The following is a 15,708-nucleotide window of genomic DNA, read 5'->3' on the forward strand; positions in this document are numbered from 1 at the left end:
GCCTGGGGGGTGTTTTTTACTGGAGGCTCTCGTCGGAGAGCCAGTCGCTCCAGGTTTCCAGGTGGCCGGCGTCAGAGACGCACAGGACCTCCAGGCTCGGGAAGAGGATGCGGGTGATGGAGGTGTTGGGGATGTGAAAGCGCCGCCAAGCCTCCCCTTCCAAGTCCAGGGCCAGCTTGAGGGCAGCGCGGATAACGCCCCCATGGGTGACCAGGAGGTGGCGGCCTGGGGGAAGGCCTTCCAGGAAATCCTTTAGCCGCTTGGCCAAGTCGGCCATGCTCTCCCCTCCGGGCCGGGAGGTGTTCCAGGGATCCCTTAAGGCCCTTTGCACGAACTCGGGGTAGCGGGCCTCCGCCTCCTCGCGGCTGAGGCCCGCTAGGGCTCCCACGTCAATCTCCCGGAGCAGGGGGGAGGTGTTTAGGGTAAGCCCTAGGACCGCCGCTAGGGGTTCGGCGGTTTCCCGGGCTCGGCGGAGGTCGGAGGCGTGGAGGCCGTCAAAGGCCTGCCGGCTTTTGGCCAGGCGTTGGGCCAGGCGGAAGGCCTGGCCGATGCCCACCGGGGAGAGGGGCACGTCCAGGTGGCCTTGGAAGCGCCTTTTGGCGTTCCACTCCGTTTCCCCGTGGCGGATGAGCCAGACTTCCTTCATAGGAGACGGACGCCCGATCCCGACACCACCCGGCCCACCAGGAAACCCTCCACCAGGGCCTGGGCCCGCTTGGCCTCCGCTTCCGGCAGGACCAGGATGAGGCCCAGCCCCATGTTGAAGACCTGGAACATCTCCTCCTCAGGGATCTCCCCGAGGCGCTGGAGGTAGGGGAAGATGGGGGGCACGGGCCAGGTGCCCCTACGGATCTCCGCCCCCAGGCCCTGGGGGAGGGCCCGGGGCAGGTTTTCGTAAACCCCGCCCCCGGTGATGTGGGCTATGGCGTGGGTCTCCACCCCGGCCTCCTTGAGGCGGAGGAACTCCTCCAGGTAGGCCCGGTGGGGGCGGAGAAGGGCCTCCTTGAGGCTTTCTCCAAGCTCTGGGACAGAGGTGAAGAGGTCCTTCCCCGCCACCACCTTGCGGATCAGGGAGTAGCCGTTGGTGTGGGGGCCGGAGGAGGGGAGGGCCAGGAGAACATCCCCTTCCCGCGCCCGTTCTGGGCCTAGGATCTCCTCCCGCTCCACCACCCCCACCAGGGTGCCCGCCAGGTCCCAGGTCCCTTCCCGGTAGACCCCGGGCATCTCCGCCGTCTCCCCGCCGAGGAGGGGGATGCCCAGGGCCTTGCAGGCCTCGGCCAGGGAGGTGAGGAGGGCGGTGAGGATGCCCTCATCTAAGCGCCCCGCTGCCAGGTAGTCCAGGAAGAAGAGGGGCCTCGCCCCCTGGCAGAGGAGATCGTTCACCGAGTGGTTCACCAGGTCAAAGCCGAGACCGGAGACATCGCCGGCCTCGAGGGCCAAGAGGGTCTTGGTGCCCACCCCGTCGGTGGTGGCCACCAGGACCGGGTGGCGCATCCCCTTGAGGGCCATGGCGTCAAAAAGGCCTCCGAAGGCCCCCAGGCCCCTCAGGACCTCTTTGGTGTAGGTGGCCTCCACCAGGGCCTTGGCCCGCCCCAGGGCCTCGGCCTTTTGGGTGATGTGGACCCCGGCCTCCTCGTAGCGCATCGCCCCTATCCTACCCCAAGGGCCTCCTCCAGGAGGCGGCGCACCAGGTCAGGCCGGGCCTGCCCCTTCGTGCGGCGCATCACCTGGCCCACGAGGGCGTCCAGGGCCTTGGCCTTCCCCTTTCGCACGCTTTCCGCCGCCTCGGGCATGCTGGCGACGACCTCGGCCACGATGCCCCTCAGGGCCCCCTCGTCCGCCACCACCCCTAGGCCCCGCTCCCGCACCAAGGCCTCGGGGTCCGCCCCTTCCAGGAGCTCGGGGAGAAGCCCCTTGGCCACCCGGCTCGTGATCTCCCCCCGCTCAAAGAGGGCCACCAGGCGGGCCAGGGCCAGGGGGGTAAGGCGGGTGGCCTCTAAGGCGAGCCCCCGATCGTTTAAAAGCCCCGCCACGTCCGCCAGGAGCCAGTTGGCCAGGGCCTGGGGGGAGGCGAGGCCAAACTCCAGGGCCCCATCTAGGAAGCGGGCTAGGGAGGGGGTGTAGGCCAGGACCTCGGCGTCCTTGGCCTTGATGCCCAGGGCCTGGTAGCGCTTTTCCTTCTCCCAGGGGAGTTCCGGGAGGCCTTGCCGCACCTCCTCCAGCCAGGCCTGGGGGATGGGCACCGGGGGGAGGTCGGGCTCGGGGAAGTAGCGGTAGTCCGCCTCCTCCTCCTTGGTGCGCATGGGGTAGGTCTTGCCGCTCCCCTCCTCAAAGCCCAGGGTGGCCTGCTTGACCCTCTCCCCCCGCCTTAGGATCTCCGTCTGGCGGCGGATCTCGTACTCCAGGGCCCTTTGGACGCTCTTGAAGGAGTTGAGGTTCTTGATCTCCACCTTGGTGCCCAAAGGCTCCCCCACGCGGCGCACGGAGACGTTGACGTCGGCCCGCATCTTGCCCTCCTCGGGGCTGGCCTCGGAGATGCCCAGGGTCTGGGCCAGGGCCTGGATCCTCTGGAGGAAAAGCCGGGCCTCCTCCGGGGTCTTGAGGTCGGGCTCGGTGACGAGCTCTATGAGGGGGCTCCCCGCCCGGTTCAGGTCCAGGAGGGTGCGGCCTTCCAGGTGGAGGCTTTTCCCGGCGTCCTCCTCCAGGTGGAGGCGCTTGATGCGCACCGCCCGCTCCCCCAAAGGTAGGCTCCCTCCCTGGCCCAAGGGGAGGTCGTACTGGCTGATCTGGTAGTTCTTGGGCAGGTCGGGGTAGAAGTAGTTTTTGCGGTGGAAGACGAGCCTTTCCGGGATCCGGCTCCCTAGGGCCAGGGCCAGCCTGAAGCCGTAGGCCACCGCCTGTCGGTTGGCCACGGGCAAGGCGCCCGGGAGGCCCAGGCAGACGGGGCAGGTGTGGGCGTTGGGAGGGGCGCCGAAGGGGTCCGCCGGGCAGCCGCAGAAGGCCTTGGTCCGGGCCTTCAGGTGCAGGTGGACCTCGAGGCCGATGACCGCCTCAAACATGGGAAGAGTCTACCTGCCGGCGGGCTTCTCCTGCACCCCAGCCAGGCGCATGAACTCCTTGGGGTCCACCGCCCGGGCGAGGCCCAGCTCGTAGGTGATGAGCTTGCGCCTGTAGAGGTCCGCCAAACAGGCGTCCATGGTGACCATGCCGTACTGCCCCCCTGTCTGGATCACGCTCCTAAGCTGGTGGCTCTTCCCCTCCCGGATTAGGGCCCGCACTGCGGGGGTGGCGATCATGAGCTCGTAGGCCAGGACCCGCCCCCCGCCATAGGCCTTGGGCAGCAGTTGCTGGGTCAAGACGGCCACCAGATTGTTGGAAAGCTGCACCCGCACCTGCCCCTGTTGGTTCTCGGGGAAGACGTCGATGATGCGGTCAACCGTCTCGGGAGCGGAGTTGGTGTGCAAGGTGCCCATGACCAGGTGGCCGGTTTCCGCGGCGGTGATGGCGGCGGCGATGGTCTCGTAATCCCGCATCTCCCCCACCAGGATCACGTCGGGCGCCTGGCGCAGGACGCTACGGAGGGCCTTGTGGAAGCCGTGGGTGTCGGCGCCGATCTCCCGCTGGTTGACCATGGCCTTCTTGTGCTTGTGGAAAAACTCAATGGGGTCCTCAATGGTCACGATGTGCACGGGCCTGCGCTCGTTGATGTAGTCGATCATGGAGGCTAAGGTGGTGCTCTTCCCGCTGCCCGTGGGCCCCGTGACCAGGACCAGACCCCTTGGGGCCATGGCGATCTCGGCGATGTTCCTGGGCAGGCCCAGCTCCTCAAAGCCCTTGATGACCGCAGGCACCACCCTTAGGACCCCGCCCACGCTTCCCCGTTGCAGGAAGACATTCACCCGGTAGCGCCCTTTCCCCGGGAGGCTGAAGGAGAAGTCCAGCTCCTTTTCCTCCTCAAAGACCCGCTGCTGCTTCTCGTCCATGAGGGCGTACATAAGGCGGCGGGTGTCCTGGGGGGAGAGGGGCTCGTACTCCGTGGGGTGGAACTCCCCGTCGATCTTCAGCATGGGGGGGAGGCCTACGGTGATGGCCAGGTCGCTGGCTCCCCGCTCCACGGCCAGGCTCAACAGGTCCACGATGTCCGGCGTCTTGGGCATTGCCCTCAACCCCCTTCTATTCAATGGTACGGGCCAGGACCTCCTCGAGGGTGGTGATCCCCAGCAGGGCCTTGTGGATTCCGTCTTCCCTCAGGGTCCTCATGCCCTTCTTGCGGGCCAGCTCCTTGATCTCCGTGGCCGACTTCCCCGCCACGATGGCGTGGCGGATCTCCTCATCCACCACCAGAAGCTCGTGGATGGCGTAACGCCCCTTGTACCCGGTGCCGCCGCACCGCTCGCACCCCATGCCTTTGTAGAGCTTGGCCCTTTGGATCTCCCCTTCGCCCAGGCCGAGCCGCCGCAGGACCTCGGGGTCCGGCTTGGTCTCCACCCTGCAGTGCTCGCAGATCCTCCGCACCAGCCTCTGGGAGAGAACCCCAATGAGGGCGGCGGAGATGTTGAAGAGCTCCACCCCCATCTCGTCCAAGCGGGTGATGGCCTGGGCGGCGTCGTTGGTGTGTAGGGTGGCGATGACCAAATGGCCGGTGAGGGCGGCCTCGGTGGCGATCTTGGCGGTCTCGGAGTCCCGGATTTCCCCCACCATGATGATGTCTGGGTCCTGCCTCAGGAAGGCCCGGAGGGCCCGGGCGAAGGTGAGGCCCGCCTGGGGGTTCACCTGGGTCTGGTTGATGCCGGGGATCTCGTACTCCACCGGGTCCTCAATGGTCTGGGTGTTCTTGTCGGGGGTGGCGATGCGCTTGAGGATGGAGAAGGTGGTGAAGCTCTTCCCCGACCCCGTGGGCCCGGTGATGAGGAAGATGCCGTAGGGCTTGGAGATCACCTCCTGGAAGCGCTCGAAGACCCCGGGGGCGAAGCCTAGGCCCTCGATCTCCGGGATGTCCGCGGCCTTCTTGAGGAGGCGCATCACCGCCTTCTCCCCGTAGACCGTGGGCAGGGTGGAGAGGCGGAGGTCCAGGTCGATGCTCCCCTCCCGGTAGCGCACCCGGCCGTCCTGGGGCAGGCGCTTCTCGGCGATGTTGAGCCCGCCCATGATCTTGATGACGCTGATCACCGGGGCCAGGGCTCCCTTGGGCAGGGTGGTGTACTGGCGCAAGGCGCCGTCAATCCGGATGCGCACCAGGACGTCGCTTTGCCGGGGCTCCACGTGGATGTCCGAGGCGTCCTGCAGGTAGGCCTCGCGGATCACCTGCTTCACGAACTTCTGGGCGGCGCTCTCGTCCAGCTCCCCGGTGACCGCCTCCTCTTCCTGCTGGTAGCCCTTGGAGAGCTCCTTGGCCAGCTCCCCCAGCTCCTCCTTGCCGTAGAAGCGCTCGATGAGCCTGACGATGGCCGCCTCGGTGGCCACCGCCGGGGAGACCTCGTAGGCAAGCCCCTTGCGCTTCAGGGCTAGGCGCACGTCGTCCAGGGCCAGGATGTTCCGGGGGTCCTTCATGAGGAGGACCAGGGTCCTCCCCTCCAGGCGGTGGGGGAAGATCCCGTAGCGCCGGCAGAGGTCCTCGGGGAGGAGGAGGGCAGCCCCAGGGTCTGGGGGGTTCTCCTCGGGGTTGAGGTAGGGGTAGCCCAGCTGGGCGGCCACCGCCTGGGCCAGGGCCTCGGGCCTGAGCTTGCCCGACTGGACCAGGGTGTCCTCGAGGCGCCCCCCGCCCTGCCTCTGCTTCCTCAGGGCCTCCTCCACGTCCTCGGGCCGGGCCAGGCCCAGCTCCACCAGGATCTCCCCCAAGGGCTTGGCCTTGGGGAGGCGCTTTTGTACCTCCAGAGCCTCCCTGAGGCCTTCCCGGGAGAGGCGGCCCTCCTGAACCAGGACCTCCCCCAGGCGGCCCCTCTCCGGATAGGCGCGTTGGAAGAGGGCCTCCCAGGCCTTGGGAAGCGTGAGGTAGAAGCGGGCGGGGCGGCCTAAGAGCTCCTCCACCGCCTCCTTGTGCCGGGGATCGGCCAGGACCACCTCCACCTTGCCCTCCCGGAGGGCTATGGGCACGGCGCTGTACCTCATGGCGTCGGAGCGGAGGAGGAGGGGGGTGGCCGCAGGCTCGGGATTGAGGCTTTCCGTGGAGGGGAGGAACTCCAAGTCCTTCTGCTCCGCCAGCGTCCGGTAGAGATCCTCCTCTGAAAGCCCCCTTTGTACCAGGATCCGGCCCAGGAGGTCCCCGGTGCGCTCCTGCTCCACCAGGGCCTCCTCCAGGGTGGCCCGATCTATCAAGCCCTTCCTCACCAGGAACTCCCCCAGTTTCAGCTCCTCCTGGGTGGGGCCTGCGGGGGGCGGGGGAAGGGGGAGCCCCAGCTCGGGGTAGTTCTGGGCCAAGGCGTAGAGGAGGTCGCTCTTGGTGGCCTGGTAGGGCTCCACCACCAGGCCGGTGAGGTCCTCCGCCTCCTCCAGGCCCAGGGTATCCAGGGGGTTCACGAAGGCCATCCGCACCACGCCTGCTTCCTCGTCCAGGGCGAAGGGGATGGCCTGGAGCTCCTTGGCCCGTTCCGCAGGGAGGAGAGCCTTGACCTTGGGGGGGATCTGCATGGTGTGCAGCTCCACCAAGGGGATGCCGAAGTGGTCCTCGATGGCCTGAGCGATGCGCCTTTCCGAGAGGAGGCCCATGTCCACCAGGACCTCCGCCAAAGACCCCCCCACTTCCCGGTGCCTTTCTAAGGCCATCTGGAGCTCCTCGTCCGTAAGGAGCCCCGCATCCAAGAGGATGGCCCCAAGCCGCTTGTCGCCAATGGTGAGCACGCTCATGCCGAACCCCCTCGGGGTTGCCTAAACGGAGCTTCCAACATCCGTATGAAACGCGTGTAAAAGAACTCCTGTTCCCTCAGGGGGGGCACCAGGACCGTGTAGGCCCCCACCAGGTTGCCCCCCAAGACGTCGGTGAAGACCTGGTCCCCCACCACGGCCACCGCCTCCGGCGGCAGGCCTAGGGCCTTTATGGCCCGCCGAAACCCGAGCCAGGGCTTGAGGGCCGGGGCGTGCCCGGGAAGCCCAAGCCTCCTTTGCAGGCGGGCAAAGCGCTCGGGAAGGGCGTTGGAGAGCAGGTAGATGGGCACCGCCTTCTTCAGGGCCTCCAGCCAGGCCTCGTGCTCGGGGGAAAGATCCTCCTCCCCGTAAGGGAGAAGGGTGTTGTCCAGGTCCAGGATCACCCCCCTAAGCCCCCGGGCCTCGAGCCACCTGGGGGTGAGGTGGAGGAGGGAGGGGAGGACCGCTCGGGGGAAAAGCATGACCCCATTGTGCCATCAAAGGGATTAACGAAGCCTTAACGGGAGCATCACCAGGCCCCACATCCTTCCAGTCTGGCCCCGGTCCCGGCGATGGGAGAAGAGGCGGGGGTCGCAATGGGTGCAAAGCCCCACCCGGTAGATCCGCTCCCCCTTAAGCCCCGCCCTTTCCGCCTGCAGGAGAAGGGCCTTTTCCAGGTCCAGAAGGTACTTCCCCGGGGCCTTGGGGTCGGGGGTGAAGGTGGGGAGGCCCGCCTCGAGGAACCTTTCCACCACCTCCTCCCCCACCTGGTAGCACCCGCCCCCGATGCCGGGACCTAGGGCCAGGTGGACATCCCTAGGGTCCAGGCCCAGGGCCGCCACCCTCTCCAGGGCCTTGGGGAGGATCCCCCCTACCACCCCCCGCCAGCCTGCGTGCAGGGCCCCCACCAGGCCTTCCGGGTGGTAGAGGAGGAGGGGGTAGCAGTCCGCTATCCCCACCCTTAGGAGGAGGCCCGGGGTGCGGGTGAGGAGACCATCCCCTTCAAAGGTCCCTGGGCCTTCCACCAGATGGACCTCGGTGCCGTGCACCTGCCTAAGCCCCGCCGCCGGGGGGTGGCCGAAGGCGGCGAGGACCCGGCGCTGGTTCTCCGCCACCCTTTCCGGATCGTCCCCGGTGGCGGCGGAGAGGTTGAGGCTTTGGTAGGGCCCCTGGGAGACCCCGCCCTCGCGGGTGGTGAAGCCGTGGGGCACGGGCAGGGGGGTGGTGAGAAGGGGGACCATGGGGGCATTCTGCCACAGGCTTTGTGCCTTTTACCCCTGAGCTTGATGGGCTCAGGTGTAGATTGGGCCTATGAAGACGGATCGGAACCAGCTCCGCTTCAACCAGGCCCTTCTGGTCCTCCTCCTGCCCCTAGCTGCCCTTTGGGACTGGCCCTGGCTCGTCTTTCTCCTCTTCCTCCTCATGGCTAGCCAGCACACCCCTTGGGACCTGATGGTGGCCTTGAGGCGGCTTCTTCGGGTGCCTCCCGAGGTGGTGGAGGAGGACCCCGGGCCCCACCGCTTCGCCCGCTTCCTGGGGGCGGTGTTTTTGGGCTTGGCCTCGGCCTTGCTCCTCTTGGGCCTTAAAGGGGTGGGCTACGCCCTAGCCCTCCTGGTGGCCCTCCTGGCCTTGATCAACCTGGCCTTCGGCTTCTGCCTGGGGTGCTTCCTCTACCTGCACCTCCGCTACGCCCGGGCCTTCTTCACCGGGAAATAGCCTCCAGGAGGCGCACCATCTCGATGGCGGTGAAGACCGCTTCCGCTCCCTTGTTTCCCGCCTTGCCCCCAGCCCTTTCCTGGGCCTCCTCGGGGGTGTTGGTGGTGAGGACCCCGAAGACGATGGGCTTATCGGTCTGGAGCATGACCTGCATGAGGCCGCCTGCGGCCTGGGCGGCCACGTACTCAAAGTGGGGGGTCTCCCCCCGGACTATAGCCCCCAGGGCCACCACCGCGTCCACATCCGGGCGCTGGGCCAGGCGCTTGGCGATGAGGGGGAGCTCAAAGGAGCCGGGGACCCAGGCCACCAGGATCTCCTTGGGATCCCCCCCTAAGCGGGCGTAGGCCTCGAGGGCCCCTTCCAAGAGGAGCTTGGTCACCCGCTCGTTGAAGCGGCCCACGGCGATGGCCAACCGCACCCCTTGGGCGGTGAGGATGGGGGAGAGGGTCTTGCCTTGCATGGGAACACTATACCGGTCCTTACAAGCGCTCCTGTCCTTGCCTGGCCCCCGGGCGATGCCCCTGTGACCCTAGGGGGCCTTTGGCGGCAAGGGCCCTGGATCCCGGGGCGGCCAGGGCCGTCGGCTATACTCCTGGGGTGGAGCGCTACCTCCTCGTGGCCTTGGGCGGGGCCTTGGGCTCCCTCCTCCGCTACGCCCTAGGGGCCTGGGTCCAGGGGCTTTTGGGTCCCGGTTTTCCCTGGAGCACCTTCTTCGTCAACGCCCTGGGGAGCTTCCTCATCGGGGTGCTGGTGCGCCTTTCCTTGGAGGGAGTCCTTTCCGGGGAGGCCCGCCTCTTCTTGGCCATGGGGGTCCTGGGGGGGTTCACCACCTTCTCCACCTTTAGCTACGAGACCCTGATCCTTTTGCAGGACGGAGAGTTCCTGAAGGCCTTTGCCTACGCATTCGGCAGCCTCGTTCTCGGCCTCCTCCTGGCCTATCTCGGTTATCGCCTCGGGGGTATGCTCTGGCCATGAAGCTGGAAGGGGAGGCTAGGCTTTTGCGCATCTTTATCGGGGAATCCGACCGCTATGGGGGGCGGCCCCTCTACGAGGCCATCGTCCTCGAGGCCAAGCGGCGGGGGCTTTCCGGGGCCACGGTCTTCAAGGGGTTCATGGGCTTTGGGGCCCACTCCCGCATCCACACCGCCAAGCTCCTCCAGCTCTCCGAGGACCTGCCCGTGATGGTGGAGATCGTGGACAGCGAGGAGAAGATCCGGGGCTTCCTCCCGGTCCTGGACGGGATGGTGCGGGAGGGGCTGGTCACCTTGGAGAAGGTGGAGGTGATCCGCTACCGAAGCCGGTGACCTAAGCCCCTTTTCTACGGCGGGAGCGGCCCTAACCTGGAGGTATGGACCGCCTGCCCCCCGGCCAGATCCTCACCCAGCGCTTTCCCATCCTCACCTACGGGGAGGAGCCTGAGGTTCCCAAAGAAAGCTGGCGCTTCACCCTCTTGGGTCTGGTGGAGGAGCCCCTGGTCCTCACCTATGAGGACCTCCTGGCCATGCCCCAGGTGGAGCTCACCCGGGACTTCCACTGCGTGACCCGCTGGAGCCGCCTGGACGTGGCCTGGAAGGGGGTGAGGGTGCGGGACCTGCTGGAAAGGGCTAGGCCCAAGGGGGAGGCGGTGGCCGCCTTGGTCCACTGCTATGGCGGCTACACCACCAACCTCCTCCTGGAAGACCTCCTCCATGAGGATGTCCTCCTGGCCCACACCCTCTTCGGAAAGCCCCTGCCCCGGGAGCGGGGCGGCCCCGTGCGCCTCCTCGTTCCCCACCTCTACGCCTGGAAGAGCGCCAAGTGGGTGAAGGGCATTGAGCTTTTGGACCATCTGGAACTGGGCTTTTGGGAGCGGCTAGGCTACCACTGGCGGGGGGACCCCTGGCGGGAGGAGCGCTTCCAGGAGGGCCCCATCCCCGCCGCCAGCCTGCGCTTTAGGAGCCGCAAGGAGGGGGTATGAACCCTTTGGAACGGGCCCGCCTCGAGGTGGATGAGGCCCTAAAGGCCTACGAGGCGTGTGTGGAGCGAGAAGAGGCCGAGTACGGCCCCGAGTACGAGCGCGTCACCTTCATGGAGTACGAGGCCCCGGCCCCCGGCCCCTGCGCCGAGGCCTTCCCGCGCCTCCTGAGGGCGGTGCGGGGCTAAGGACCCCACCGCGGCGAAAGCCGCGGTGGGGACCCCAAAAGGGCCTCCCCAGGGCCCCAACCAGGCCTCCATGCTGCGAAGCCAAAGAGCAGGCGCCTAGAGGAAGGTGGGGGCCAAAGCCAAAGGGACGCCCTGGACCTCAAGGGGCATAGGGCTAGGGTCTACGAGGCTCTGGACAAGGGGTAGGCCACGGCCCGCCCCTCCTGGAAGTAGTGGGCCTCTTGGAAGCCCAGGGAAAGGAGGAGGGGGGCAGTTTCTGCGAAGGCGAAGCCCACCTCCTCCGGCCGGTGGGCGTCCGAGCCCAGGACCAGGCCGATCCCGAGCTCCCGGGCTCGCCGGAGGAGGAGGGGGGCGGGGTAGACCTCCCCAATGGGCTTTCTGAGGCCGGCGGTGTTCACGTCCAGGAAGAGCCCTTCCTCCGCGATGGCCCCTAGGGCGGGTTCGGCTAGCTCCAGGAGGACCTCTTCCGGCAGGCGGTCCCCGAACTTTTTGGGCAGGTCCAGGTGGGCGATGGCGTGGAAGAGGCCAGTTCTTGCAGCCCGCTCCACCTCCTGGAAGTAGGCCCGGTAGACCCCCACGAGGTCCCGCCGGGCGTACTCCCCCCGGTGGTCCGGGTGGTCCAAGGGCCAGGCGCCCAGGTAGTGGACGCTCCCCAGGACGTAGTCAAAGGGGTAGCTCCGCACCACCTGGGCCACGAAGGCCTCGGTGCCGGGGTGGTAGTCGGCCTCGAGGCCGATGCCCACGTAGAGGTCCGGGTTCCGCTCCCGCACCCTTTCCAGGGCCAGGAGGTAGAAGGGGAGCTCGGAGAGGCTCATCCGGTTCCCCGGGTCGTACCAGGGGGGCATGGGGCTGTGGTCGGTGAAGACCAGGCCCCTTAGGCCCATCTTCCGTGCCCGGAAGAGGTACTCCTCGGGGCTCCCCTCAGCGTGGCCGCAGAGGGGGGTGTGCACGTGGCTATCCACCATGGGGGGATTCTATCCGCACCACCCGGCCCCGCCAGGCGTAGACCACCACCTCCTGCCCCAAGGCGCGGGAGAGGTCCAGGGAGAGGAAGGGGTCCTCGGTGGCCCCTCCCGCCTCCTGCACCAGGACCGGGGTAAAGGGGGGGATGAGGTGGGGGTAGCGCCGGAGGATGGCCTCCACCCGGAACCTCTCCCAGTAAAGCCGCTTGAGGGCGAGGAGGGCTTCCTTGGGGCCCAAGGCCCCCTCCCAGCCCCCCTCCCCTGCGTAGCGAAGGAGGAAGGGCCCCCTCCCCTCGAGGGCCTTCAGGAAGGCCTCGGCCCGCTCGGGGAGAAGGTAGCTCTCCCTAACCGCCCGTACCGCTTCCTCCGCCGCCAGGAGGAGCCTCTCCTCATCTATGCGTACCCCGAAGACGCCCCGAAAGAGCCCCTCTAGGCGTTCCTTTAGGTTGTTCAGCCGGAAGAACTCCTCCTCCAGGGTTACCACCCAGGTGGGGACGAGGGGGAAGCCCAGGGCCTGGATCCGTTTGAGGAGGGCCACCTCCCCGTCCCCAGGGGCCTGCTCCAAGGGGGATGTCCAAGGCTCCGCCACCTCAGGTGAACCGCACCCCTTCCGCCCGGGTCACCTGGCCCTGGTAGAGGAAGGTGACCTGGCGCAAGGTAGCCTGGAGGTCAAAGGGGGTGAGGGCGCTCACCCCGTCCTCGGGCAGGACTACCCCGTACCAGCGCAAGGCGGCCGAGCCGGCGGTGTGGAGGACGCAGATGTTGGCCACGGTGCCCACCACCACCACCCGCCTCACCCCAAAGAGGTGCAGGTAGTGGTCCAGGGGGGTGCCGTAGAAGGTGTCGTAGCGCACCTTCTGGATGACGAGCTCCTCGGGCCTAGGCCTAAGCTCCTCCAGGATCTCCGCCCCCCAGGTGCCCGCCACGGCGTGCCGGGGCCAGATCTGGAACTCCGGGTCATCCTCCCGGTGCCAGTCCTGGGTGAAGACCACCCGCACCCCCGCCTGGCGGGCCCTTTCCAGAAGGCCTTTGATGGCGGGGACGGTCTTGGGGGCCTCGGGCACGAAGAGGGCCCCTTCGGGGTGGGCGAAGTCGTTCTGCATGTCCACCACGATCAGGGCGGTCTCCTTGGCGGGAAGCTCCAGGGCTTCCACCTTGGGGATCTCGGGAACCTCTACCATAGCCTTATTATGGTTCATCCTTGACCTCGGGAGCCTGGCGGGCTACACTTTGGCGCATGAAAATACGGGACCTCCTCCGGGAGAAAGGCCCCCACTTCTCCTTTGAGTTCTTCCCCCCGAAGACGGAGGAAGGGGAGGAGGCCCTCTTCCGCACTATGGCCGAGCTTAAGGCCTTCCGCCCCGCCTTCGTTTCCATCACCTACGGGGCCATGGGGAGCACCCGGGAAAGGAGCGTGGCCTGGGCGGCCCGCATAGGGGAGCTTAGCCTCACCCCTCTGGCCCACCTCACCGTGGCTGGGCAGAGCCGAGAGGAGGTGGCCTCGGTCCTGGAGCGCCTCTTGGGGGTGGGGGTGGAGAACATCCTGGCCCTGAGGGGGGATCCGCCAAAGGGGGAGAGGGTCTTCCACCCCCATCCTGAGGGCTTCCGCTACGCCCTGGAGCTTGTGGCCTTCATCCGGGAGCGCTACGGGGAAAGCCTCTCCGTGGGGGGGGCCGCCTACCCCGAGGGGCACCCGGAAAGCGTGAGCCTCGAGGCCGACCTCCGCCACTTCCAGGCCAAGGTGGAGGCGGGGCTGGACTTCGCCATCACCCAGCTCTTCTTCAACAACGCCCACTACTTCGGCTTTCTGGAGCGGGCCCGGCGGGTGGGCGTGGGGATCCCCATCCTCCCTGGGATCATGCCCATCACCAACTACCAGCAGCTCCGCCGCTTCACCGAGGTCTGCGGGGCCAGCATCCCGGGGCCCCTCCTCTCCCAGCTGGAGCGCTACCAGGATGACCCCAGGGCTGTCCTGGAGATCGGGGTGGAGCACGCTACCCGCCAGGTGGCCGAACTCCTGGAGGCAGGGGTGGAGGGGGTCCACTTCTACACCCTCAACAAGAGCCCCGCCACCCGGATGGTCCTGGAAAGGCTAGGCTTTAGGCCGGAGCCTCTTCTCCCCGTGTTCCCAGGCTCAACCCTTGCCCCCTAAGGGCCGGTGGGTTTCCCGAGGCTAAGGGCCTCCCCTCCCCCTGTGGGCCAGGACCACACCGTGGCTGTCCCTCCAACCGGGGGTGGTTCTGGGCCTACCCCTTTCCCCGAAAGACGCCGCAGCCCTAAAGTGCCCGCCGCCTCTCCGCTTAGAGGGGTTGGCGGCTTACCGTCGTCTCCCAAGCCATGCCAAAAGGTACGATGCGCATGCCCTTATCTTGACACTTGCCCCCTCTTGTGTTAGCCTAATCCCTCGGACAGGGTTCCATCCCCGGTCCTGCCACCCTAGCTCAACCGGCAGAGCACCCGACTTGTAATCGGGGGGTTGGGGGTTCAACTCCCCTGGGTGGCTCCAAAGGGTGCGGGGGCAGGTGCCCGAGCGGCCAAAGGGGACGGTCTGTAAAACCGTTGGCGCATGCCTACGCTGGTTCGAATCCAGCCCTGCCCACCACCGCGCGGGAGTAGCTCAGTTGGTAGAGCATCGGCTTCCCAAGCCGAGGGTCGCGGGTTCGAGTCCCGTCTCCCGCTCCACGAGCTCGCGTAGCTCAGCAGGTAGAGCACACCCTTGGTAAGGGTGAGGTCGCCGGTTCGAGCCCGGCCGCGAGCTCCATCTTTTTGACTGCCCTGGGTGGGAAAGGCCCAGGGCGGCCTTTGCGTGCAAGGAGGAACCATGGCCAAGGGCGAGTTTATTCGGACGAAGCCTCACGTGAACGTGGGGACGATTGGGCACGTGGACCACGGGAAGACGACGTTGACGGCGGCCTTGACGTTTGTGGCCGCGGCGGAGAACCCGAATGTGGAGGTGAGGGACTACGGGGACATTGACAAGGCGCCGGAGGAGCGGGCGCGGGGGATTACGATCAACACGGCGCATGTGGAGTACGAGACGGCGAAGCGGCACTATTCCCACGTGGACTGCCCTGGGCACGCGGACTACATCAAGAACATGATCACGGGGGCGGCCCAGATGGACGGGGCGATTTTGGTGGTGTCGGCGGCGGATGGGCCGATGCCGCAGACGCGGGAGCACATTCTTTTGGCGCGGCAGGTGGGGGTGCCGTACATTGTGGTGTTCATGAACAAGGTGGACATGGTGGACGACCCGGAGCTTTTGGACCTGGTGGAGATGGAGGTGCGGGACCTCCTGAACCAGTACGAGTTTCCTGGGGACGAGGTGCCGGTGATTCGCGGGAGTGCCCTTTTGGCGCTTGAGGAGATGCACCGGAACCCGAAGACGCGGCGTGGGGAGAACGAGTGGGTGGACCGGATTTGGGAGTTGTTGGATGCGGTGGACGAGTACATTCCCACGCCGGTGCGGGATGTGGACAAGCCCTTTTTGATGCCGGTGGAGGATGTGTTTACGATCACGGGTCGTGGGACGGTGGCCACGGGCCGGATTGAGCGGGGGAAGGTGAAGGTTGGGGACGAGGTGGAGATTGTGGGGTTGGCTTCGGAGACGCGGCGGACGGTGGTGACGGGTGTGGAGATGCACCGGAAGACGTTGCAGGAGGGTTTAGCTGGGGACAATGTGGGGGTTCTCCTGCGCGGGGTAGGTCGGGAGGAGGTGGAGCGGGGGCAGGTGTTGGCGAAGCCTGGGAGCATTACGCCGCACACGAGGTTTGAGGCTTCGGTGTACGTGTTGCGGAAGGAGGAGGGGGGCCGGCACACGGGGTTTTTCACGGGGTACCGGCCGCAGTTTTACTTTCGGACGACGGATGTGACGGGGGTGGTGGAGCTGCCCCAGGGGGTGGAGATGGTGATGCCTGGGGACAATGTGACGTTCAGGGTGGAGTTGATCAAGCCGGTGGCGTTGGAGGAGGGGTTGCGGTTTGCCATCCGGGAGGGTGGGCGGACCGTGGGGGCCGGTGTGGTCACCAAGATCCTGGAGTGAGGGGGG

18 protein-coding genes and 4 tRNA genes are annotated in these 15,708 nt (G+C 67.1%); 11 read left to right on the forward strand and 11 right to left on the reverse strand.

Annotation, left to right across the window (positions count from 1 at the left end; translation table 11 throughout):
* Positions 1–16 precede the first annotated feature (16 nt).
* Genes ATI37_RS08015 through pgeF form a run of 7 tightly spaced genes read right to left on the reverse strand, consistent with a single transcriptional unit; the run spans position 17 to position 8,081 of the window.
* Positions 17–646 (reverse strand): histidine phosphatase family protein, encoded by a 630-nt coding sequence (locus tag ATI37_RS08015; protein ID WP_117237895.1) that lies wholly within the window; start codon positions 644–646, stop codon positions 17–19.
* Positions 643–1,644: a phosphoribosylformylglycinamidine cyclo-ligase gene (purM, locus tag ATI37_RS08020; protein ID WP_117237896.1), complete on the reverse strand. Its 1,002-nt coding sequence runs from the start codon at positions 1,642–1,644 to the stop codon at positions 643–645. Before purM ends, ATI37_RS08015 begins: the two co-directional genes overlap by 4 nt.
* Before the next feature lie 5 nt (positions 1,645–1,649).
* Positions 1,650–3,059, reverse strand: a complete 1,410-nt coding sequence (gene gatB / locus ATI37_RS08025; RefSeq protein WP_117237897.1) for an Asp-tRNA(Asn)/Glu-tRNA(Gln) amidotransferase subunit GatB — start codon at positions 3,057–3,059, stop codon at positions 1,650–1,652.
* A gap of 9 nt (positions 3,060–3,068) precedes the next feature.
* Entirely contained in the window at positions 3,069–4,157 is a 1,089-nt protein-coding gene (locus tag ATI37_RS08030) for a type IV pilus twitching motility protein PilT (RefSeq protein WP_117237898.1), read from the reverse strand.
* A gap of 16 nt (positions 4,158–4,173) precedes the next feature.
* Entirely contained in the window at positions 4,174–6,843 is a 2,670-nt protein-coding gene (gene pilB, locus ATI37_RS08035) for a type IV pilus assembly ATPase PilB (RefSeq protein WP_117237899.1), read from the reverse strand.
* Positions 6,840–7,322, reverse strand: coding sequence for a YqeG family HAD IIIA-type phosphatase (locus ATI37_RS08040; protein WP_117237900.1), 483 nt, complete (start codon positions 7,320–7,322; stop codon positions 6,840–6,842). Before ATI37_RS08040 ends, pilB begins: the two co-directional genes overlap by 4 nt.
* 24 nt (positions 7,323–7,346) lie before the next feature.
* Positions 7,347–8,081: a peptidoglycan editing factor PgeF gene (gene pgeF / locus ATI37_RS08045; protein WP_117237901.1), complete on the reverse strand. Its 735-nt coding sequence runs from the start codon at positions 8,079–8,081 to the stop codon at positions 7,347–7,349.
* 70 nt (positions 8,082–8,151) lie between these two features.
* Between pgeF and ATI37_RS08050 the strand changes: the two genes are divergently transcribed.
* On the forward strand, positions 8,152–8,556 hold the full coding sequence (locus tag ATI37_RS08050; RefSeq protein WP_117237902.1) for a DUF4395 family protein: 405 nt from the start codon (positions 8,152–8,154) through the stop codon (positions 8,554–8,556).
* Here ATI37_RS08050 and ribH read toward each other — a convergent pair.
* Entirely contained in the window at positions 8,543–9,016 is a 474-nt protein-coding gene (gene ribH / locus ATI37_RS08055) for a 6,7-dimethyl-8-ribityllumazine synthase (RefSeq protein ID WP_117237903.1), read from the reverse strand. The two genes, ATI37_RS08050 and ribH, sit on opposite strands and share 14 nt — an antisense overlap.
* A 137-nt stretch (positions 9,017–9,153) precedes the next feature.
* On the opposite strand from ribH, the gene crcB reads away from it, so the two are divergent.
* The 4 genes from crcB to ATI37_RS08075 are packed head-to-tail and all read left to right on the forward strand — an operon-like array spanning position 9,154 to position 10,698.
* Positions 9,154–9,531: a fluoride efflux transporter CrcB gene (gene crcB, locus ATI37_RS08060; protein ID WP_117238564.1), complete on the forward strand. Its 378-nt coding sequence runs from the start codon at positions 9,154–9,156 to the stop codon at positions 9,529–9,531.
* Positions 9,528–9,860, forward strand: a complete 333-nt coding sequence (locus ATI37_RS08065) for a DUF190 domain-containing protein (protein WP_117237904.1) — start codon at positions 9,528–9,530, stop codon at positions 9,858–9,860. Before crcB ends, ATI37_RS08065 begins: the two co-directional genes overlap by 4 nt.
* Positions 9,861–9,904: 44 nt before the next feature.
* A complete protein-coding gene (locus ATI37_RS08070; protein ID WP_117237905.1) occupies positions 9,905–10,513 on the forward strand; it encodes a sulfite oxidase-like oxidoreductase in 609 nt (202 codons plus the stop codon).
* Positions 10,510–10,698, forward strand: a complete 189-nt coding sequence (locus ATI37_RS08075) for a hypothetical protein (RefSeq protein WP_408646658.1) — start codon at positions 10,510–10,512, stop codon at positions 10,696–10,698. The genes ATI37_RS08070 and ATI37_RS08075 overlap by 4 nt, the downstream gene beginning before the upstream one ends.
* A gap of 161 nt (positions 10,699–10,859) precedes the next feature.
* Here ATI37_RS08075 and ATI37_RS08080 read toward each other — a convergent pair whose 3' ends face one another.
* Genes ATI37_RS08080 through ATI37_RS08090 form a run of 3 tightly spaced genes read right to left on the reverse strand, consistent with a single transcriptional unit; the run spans position 10,860 to position 12,841 of the window.
* Positions 10,860–11,663, reverse strand: a complete 804-nt coding sequence (locus ATI37_RS08080; protein WP_117237906.1) for a histidinol-phosphatase HisJ family protein — start codon at positions 11,661–11,663, stop codon at positions 10,860–10,862.
* A complete protein-coding gene (locus tag ATI37_RS08085; RefSeq protein WP_117237907.1) occupies positions 11,653–12,249 on the reverse strand; it encodes a hypothetical protein in 597 nt (198 codons plus the stop codon). Before ATI37_RS08085 ends, ATI37_RS08080 begins: the two co-directional genes overlap by 11 nt.
* 1 nt (position 12,250) lies before the next feature.
* On the reverse strand, positions 12,251–12,841 hold the full coding sequence (locus ATI37_RS08090; protein WP_117237908.1) for a nicotinamidase: 591 nt from the start codon (positions 12,839–12,841) through the stop codon (positions 12,251–12,253).
* A 56-nt stretch (positions 12,842–12,897) separates the two neighbouring features.
* On the opposite strand from ATI37_RS08090, the gene metF reads away from it, so the two are divergent.
* From metF to tuf, 6 genes are all read left to right on the forward strand, one after another.
* Positions 12,898–13,812, forward strand: a complete 915-nt coding sequence (gene metF, locus ATI37_RS08095; protein ID WP_117237909.1) for a methylenetetrahydrofolate reductase [NAD(P)H] — start codon at positions 12,898–12,900, stop codon at positions 13,810–13,812.
* 278 nt (positions 13,813–14,090) lie between these two features.
* Positions 14,091–14,166 (forward strand) — tRNA-Thr (locus ATI37_RS08100).
* Between the two features lie 10 nt (positions 14,167–14,176).
* Positions 14,177–14,262 (forward strand) — tRNA-Tyr (locus tag ATI37_RS08105).
* Between the two features lie 4 nt (positions 14,263–14,266).
* A tRNA-Gly gene (locus ATI37_RS08110) sits at positions 14,267–14,342 on the forward strand.
* 3 nt (positions 14,343–14,345) lie between these two features.
* A tRNA-Thr gene (locus ATI37_RS08115) sits at positions 14,346–14,421 on the forward strand.
* A gap of 60 nt (positions 14,422–14,481) precedes the next feature.
* Positions 14,482–15,702, forward strand: a complete 1,221-nt coding sequence (gene tuf, locus ATI37_RS08120) for an elongation factor Tu (protein WP_117237545.1) — start codon at positions 14,482–14,484, stop codon at positions 15,700–15,702.
* Positions 15,703–15,708: the final 6 nt, after the last annotated feature.

Origin of the sequence: Thermus sediminis (assembly GCF_003426945.1) — a bacterium.
GTDB classification, from domain to species: Bacteria; Deinococcota; Deinococci; order Deinococcales; family Thermaceae; genus Thermus; species Thermus sediminis.

Excerpts from the sequence above, each read along its gene's own strand:
- ATI37_RS08050 (WP_117237902.1), top strand. The coding sequence starts at position 8,152 with ATGAAGACGGATCGGAACCAGCTCCGCTTCAACCAGGCCCTTCTGGTC.
- ATI37_RS08030 (WP_117237898.1), bottom strand. The coding sequence starts at position 4,157 with ATGCCCAAGACGCCGGACATCGTGGACCTGTTGAGCCTGGCCGTGGAG.
- ATI37_RS08090 (WP_117237908.1), bottom strand. The coding sequence starts at position 12,841 with ATGGTAGAGGTTCCCGAGATCCCCAAGGTGGAAGCCCTGGAGCTTCCC.
- ATI37_RS08080 (WP_117237906.1), bottom strand. The coding sequence starts at position 11,663 with ATGGTGGATAGCCACGTGCACACCCCCCTCTGCGGCCACGCTGAGGGG.
- tuf (WP_117237545.1), top strand. The coding sequence starts at position 14,482 with ATGGCCAAGGGCGAGTTTATTCGGACGAAGCCTCACGTGAACGTGGGG.
- purM (WP_117237896.1), bottom strand. The coding sequence starts at position 1,644 with ATGCGCTACGAGGAGGCCGGGGTCCACATCACCCAAAAGGCCGAGGCC.
- ATI37_RS08040 (WP_117237900.1), bottom strand. The coding sequence starts at position 7,322 with ATGCTTTTCCCCCGAGCGGTCCTCCCCTCCCTCCTCCACCTCACCCCC.
- metF (WP_117237909.1), top strand. The coding sequence starts at position 12,898 with ATGAAAATACGGGACCTCCTCCGGGAGAAAGGCCCCCACTTCTCCTTT.
- ATI37_RS08065 (WP_117237904.1), top strand. The coding sequence starts at position 9,528 with ATGAAGCTGGAAGGGGAGGCTAGGCTTTTGCGCATCTTTATCGGGGAA.
- pgeF (WP_117237901.1), bottom strand. The coding sequence starts at position 8,081 with ATGGTCCCCCTTCTCACCACCCCCCTGCCCGTGCCCCACGGCTTCACC.
- ATI37_RS08015 (WP_117237895.1), bottom strand. The coding sequence starts at position 646 with ATGAAGGAAGTCTGGCTCATCCGCCACGGGGAAACGGAGTGGAACGCC.
- gatB (WP_117237897.1), bottom strand. The coding sequence starts at position 3,059 with ATGTTTGAGGCGGTCATCGGCCTCGAGGTCCACCTGCACCTGAAGGCC.
- ATI37_RS08070 (WP_117237905.1), top strand. The coding sequence starts at position 9,905 with ATGGACCGCCTGCCCCCCGGCCAGATCCTCACCCAGCGCTTTCCCATC.
- ATI37_RS08075 (WP_408646658.1), top strand. The coding sequence starts at position 10,510 with ATGAACCCTTTGGAACGGGCCCGCCTCGAGGTGGATGAGGCCCTAAAG.
- ribH (WP_117237903.1), bottom strand. The coding sequence starts at position 9,016 with ATGCAAGGCAAGACCCTCTCCCCCATCCTCACCGCCCAAGGGGTGCGG.
- pilB (WP_117237899.1), bottom strand. The coding sequence starts at position 6,843 with ATGAGCGTGCTCACCATTGGCGACAAGCGGCTTGGGGCCATCCTCTTG.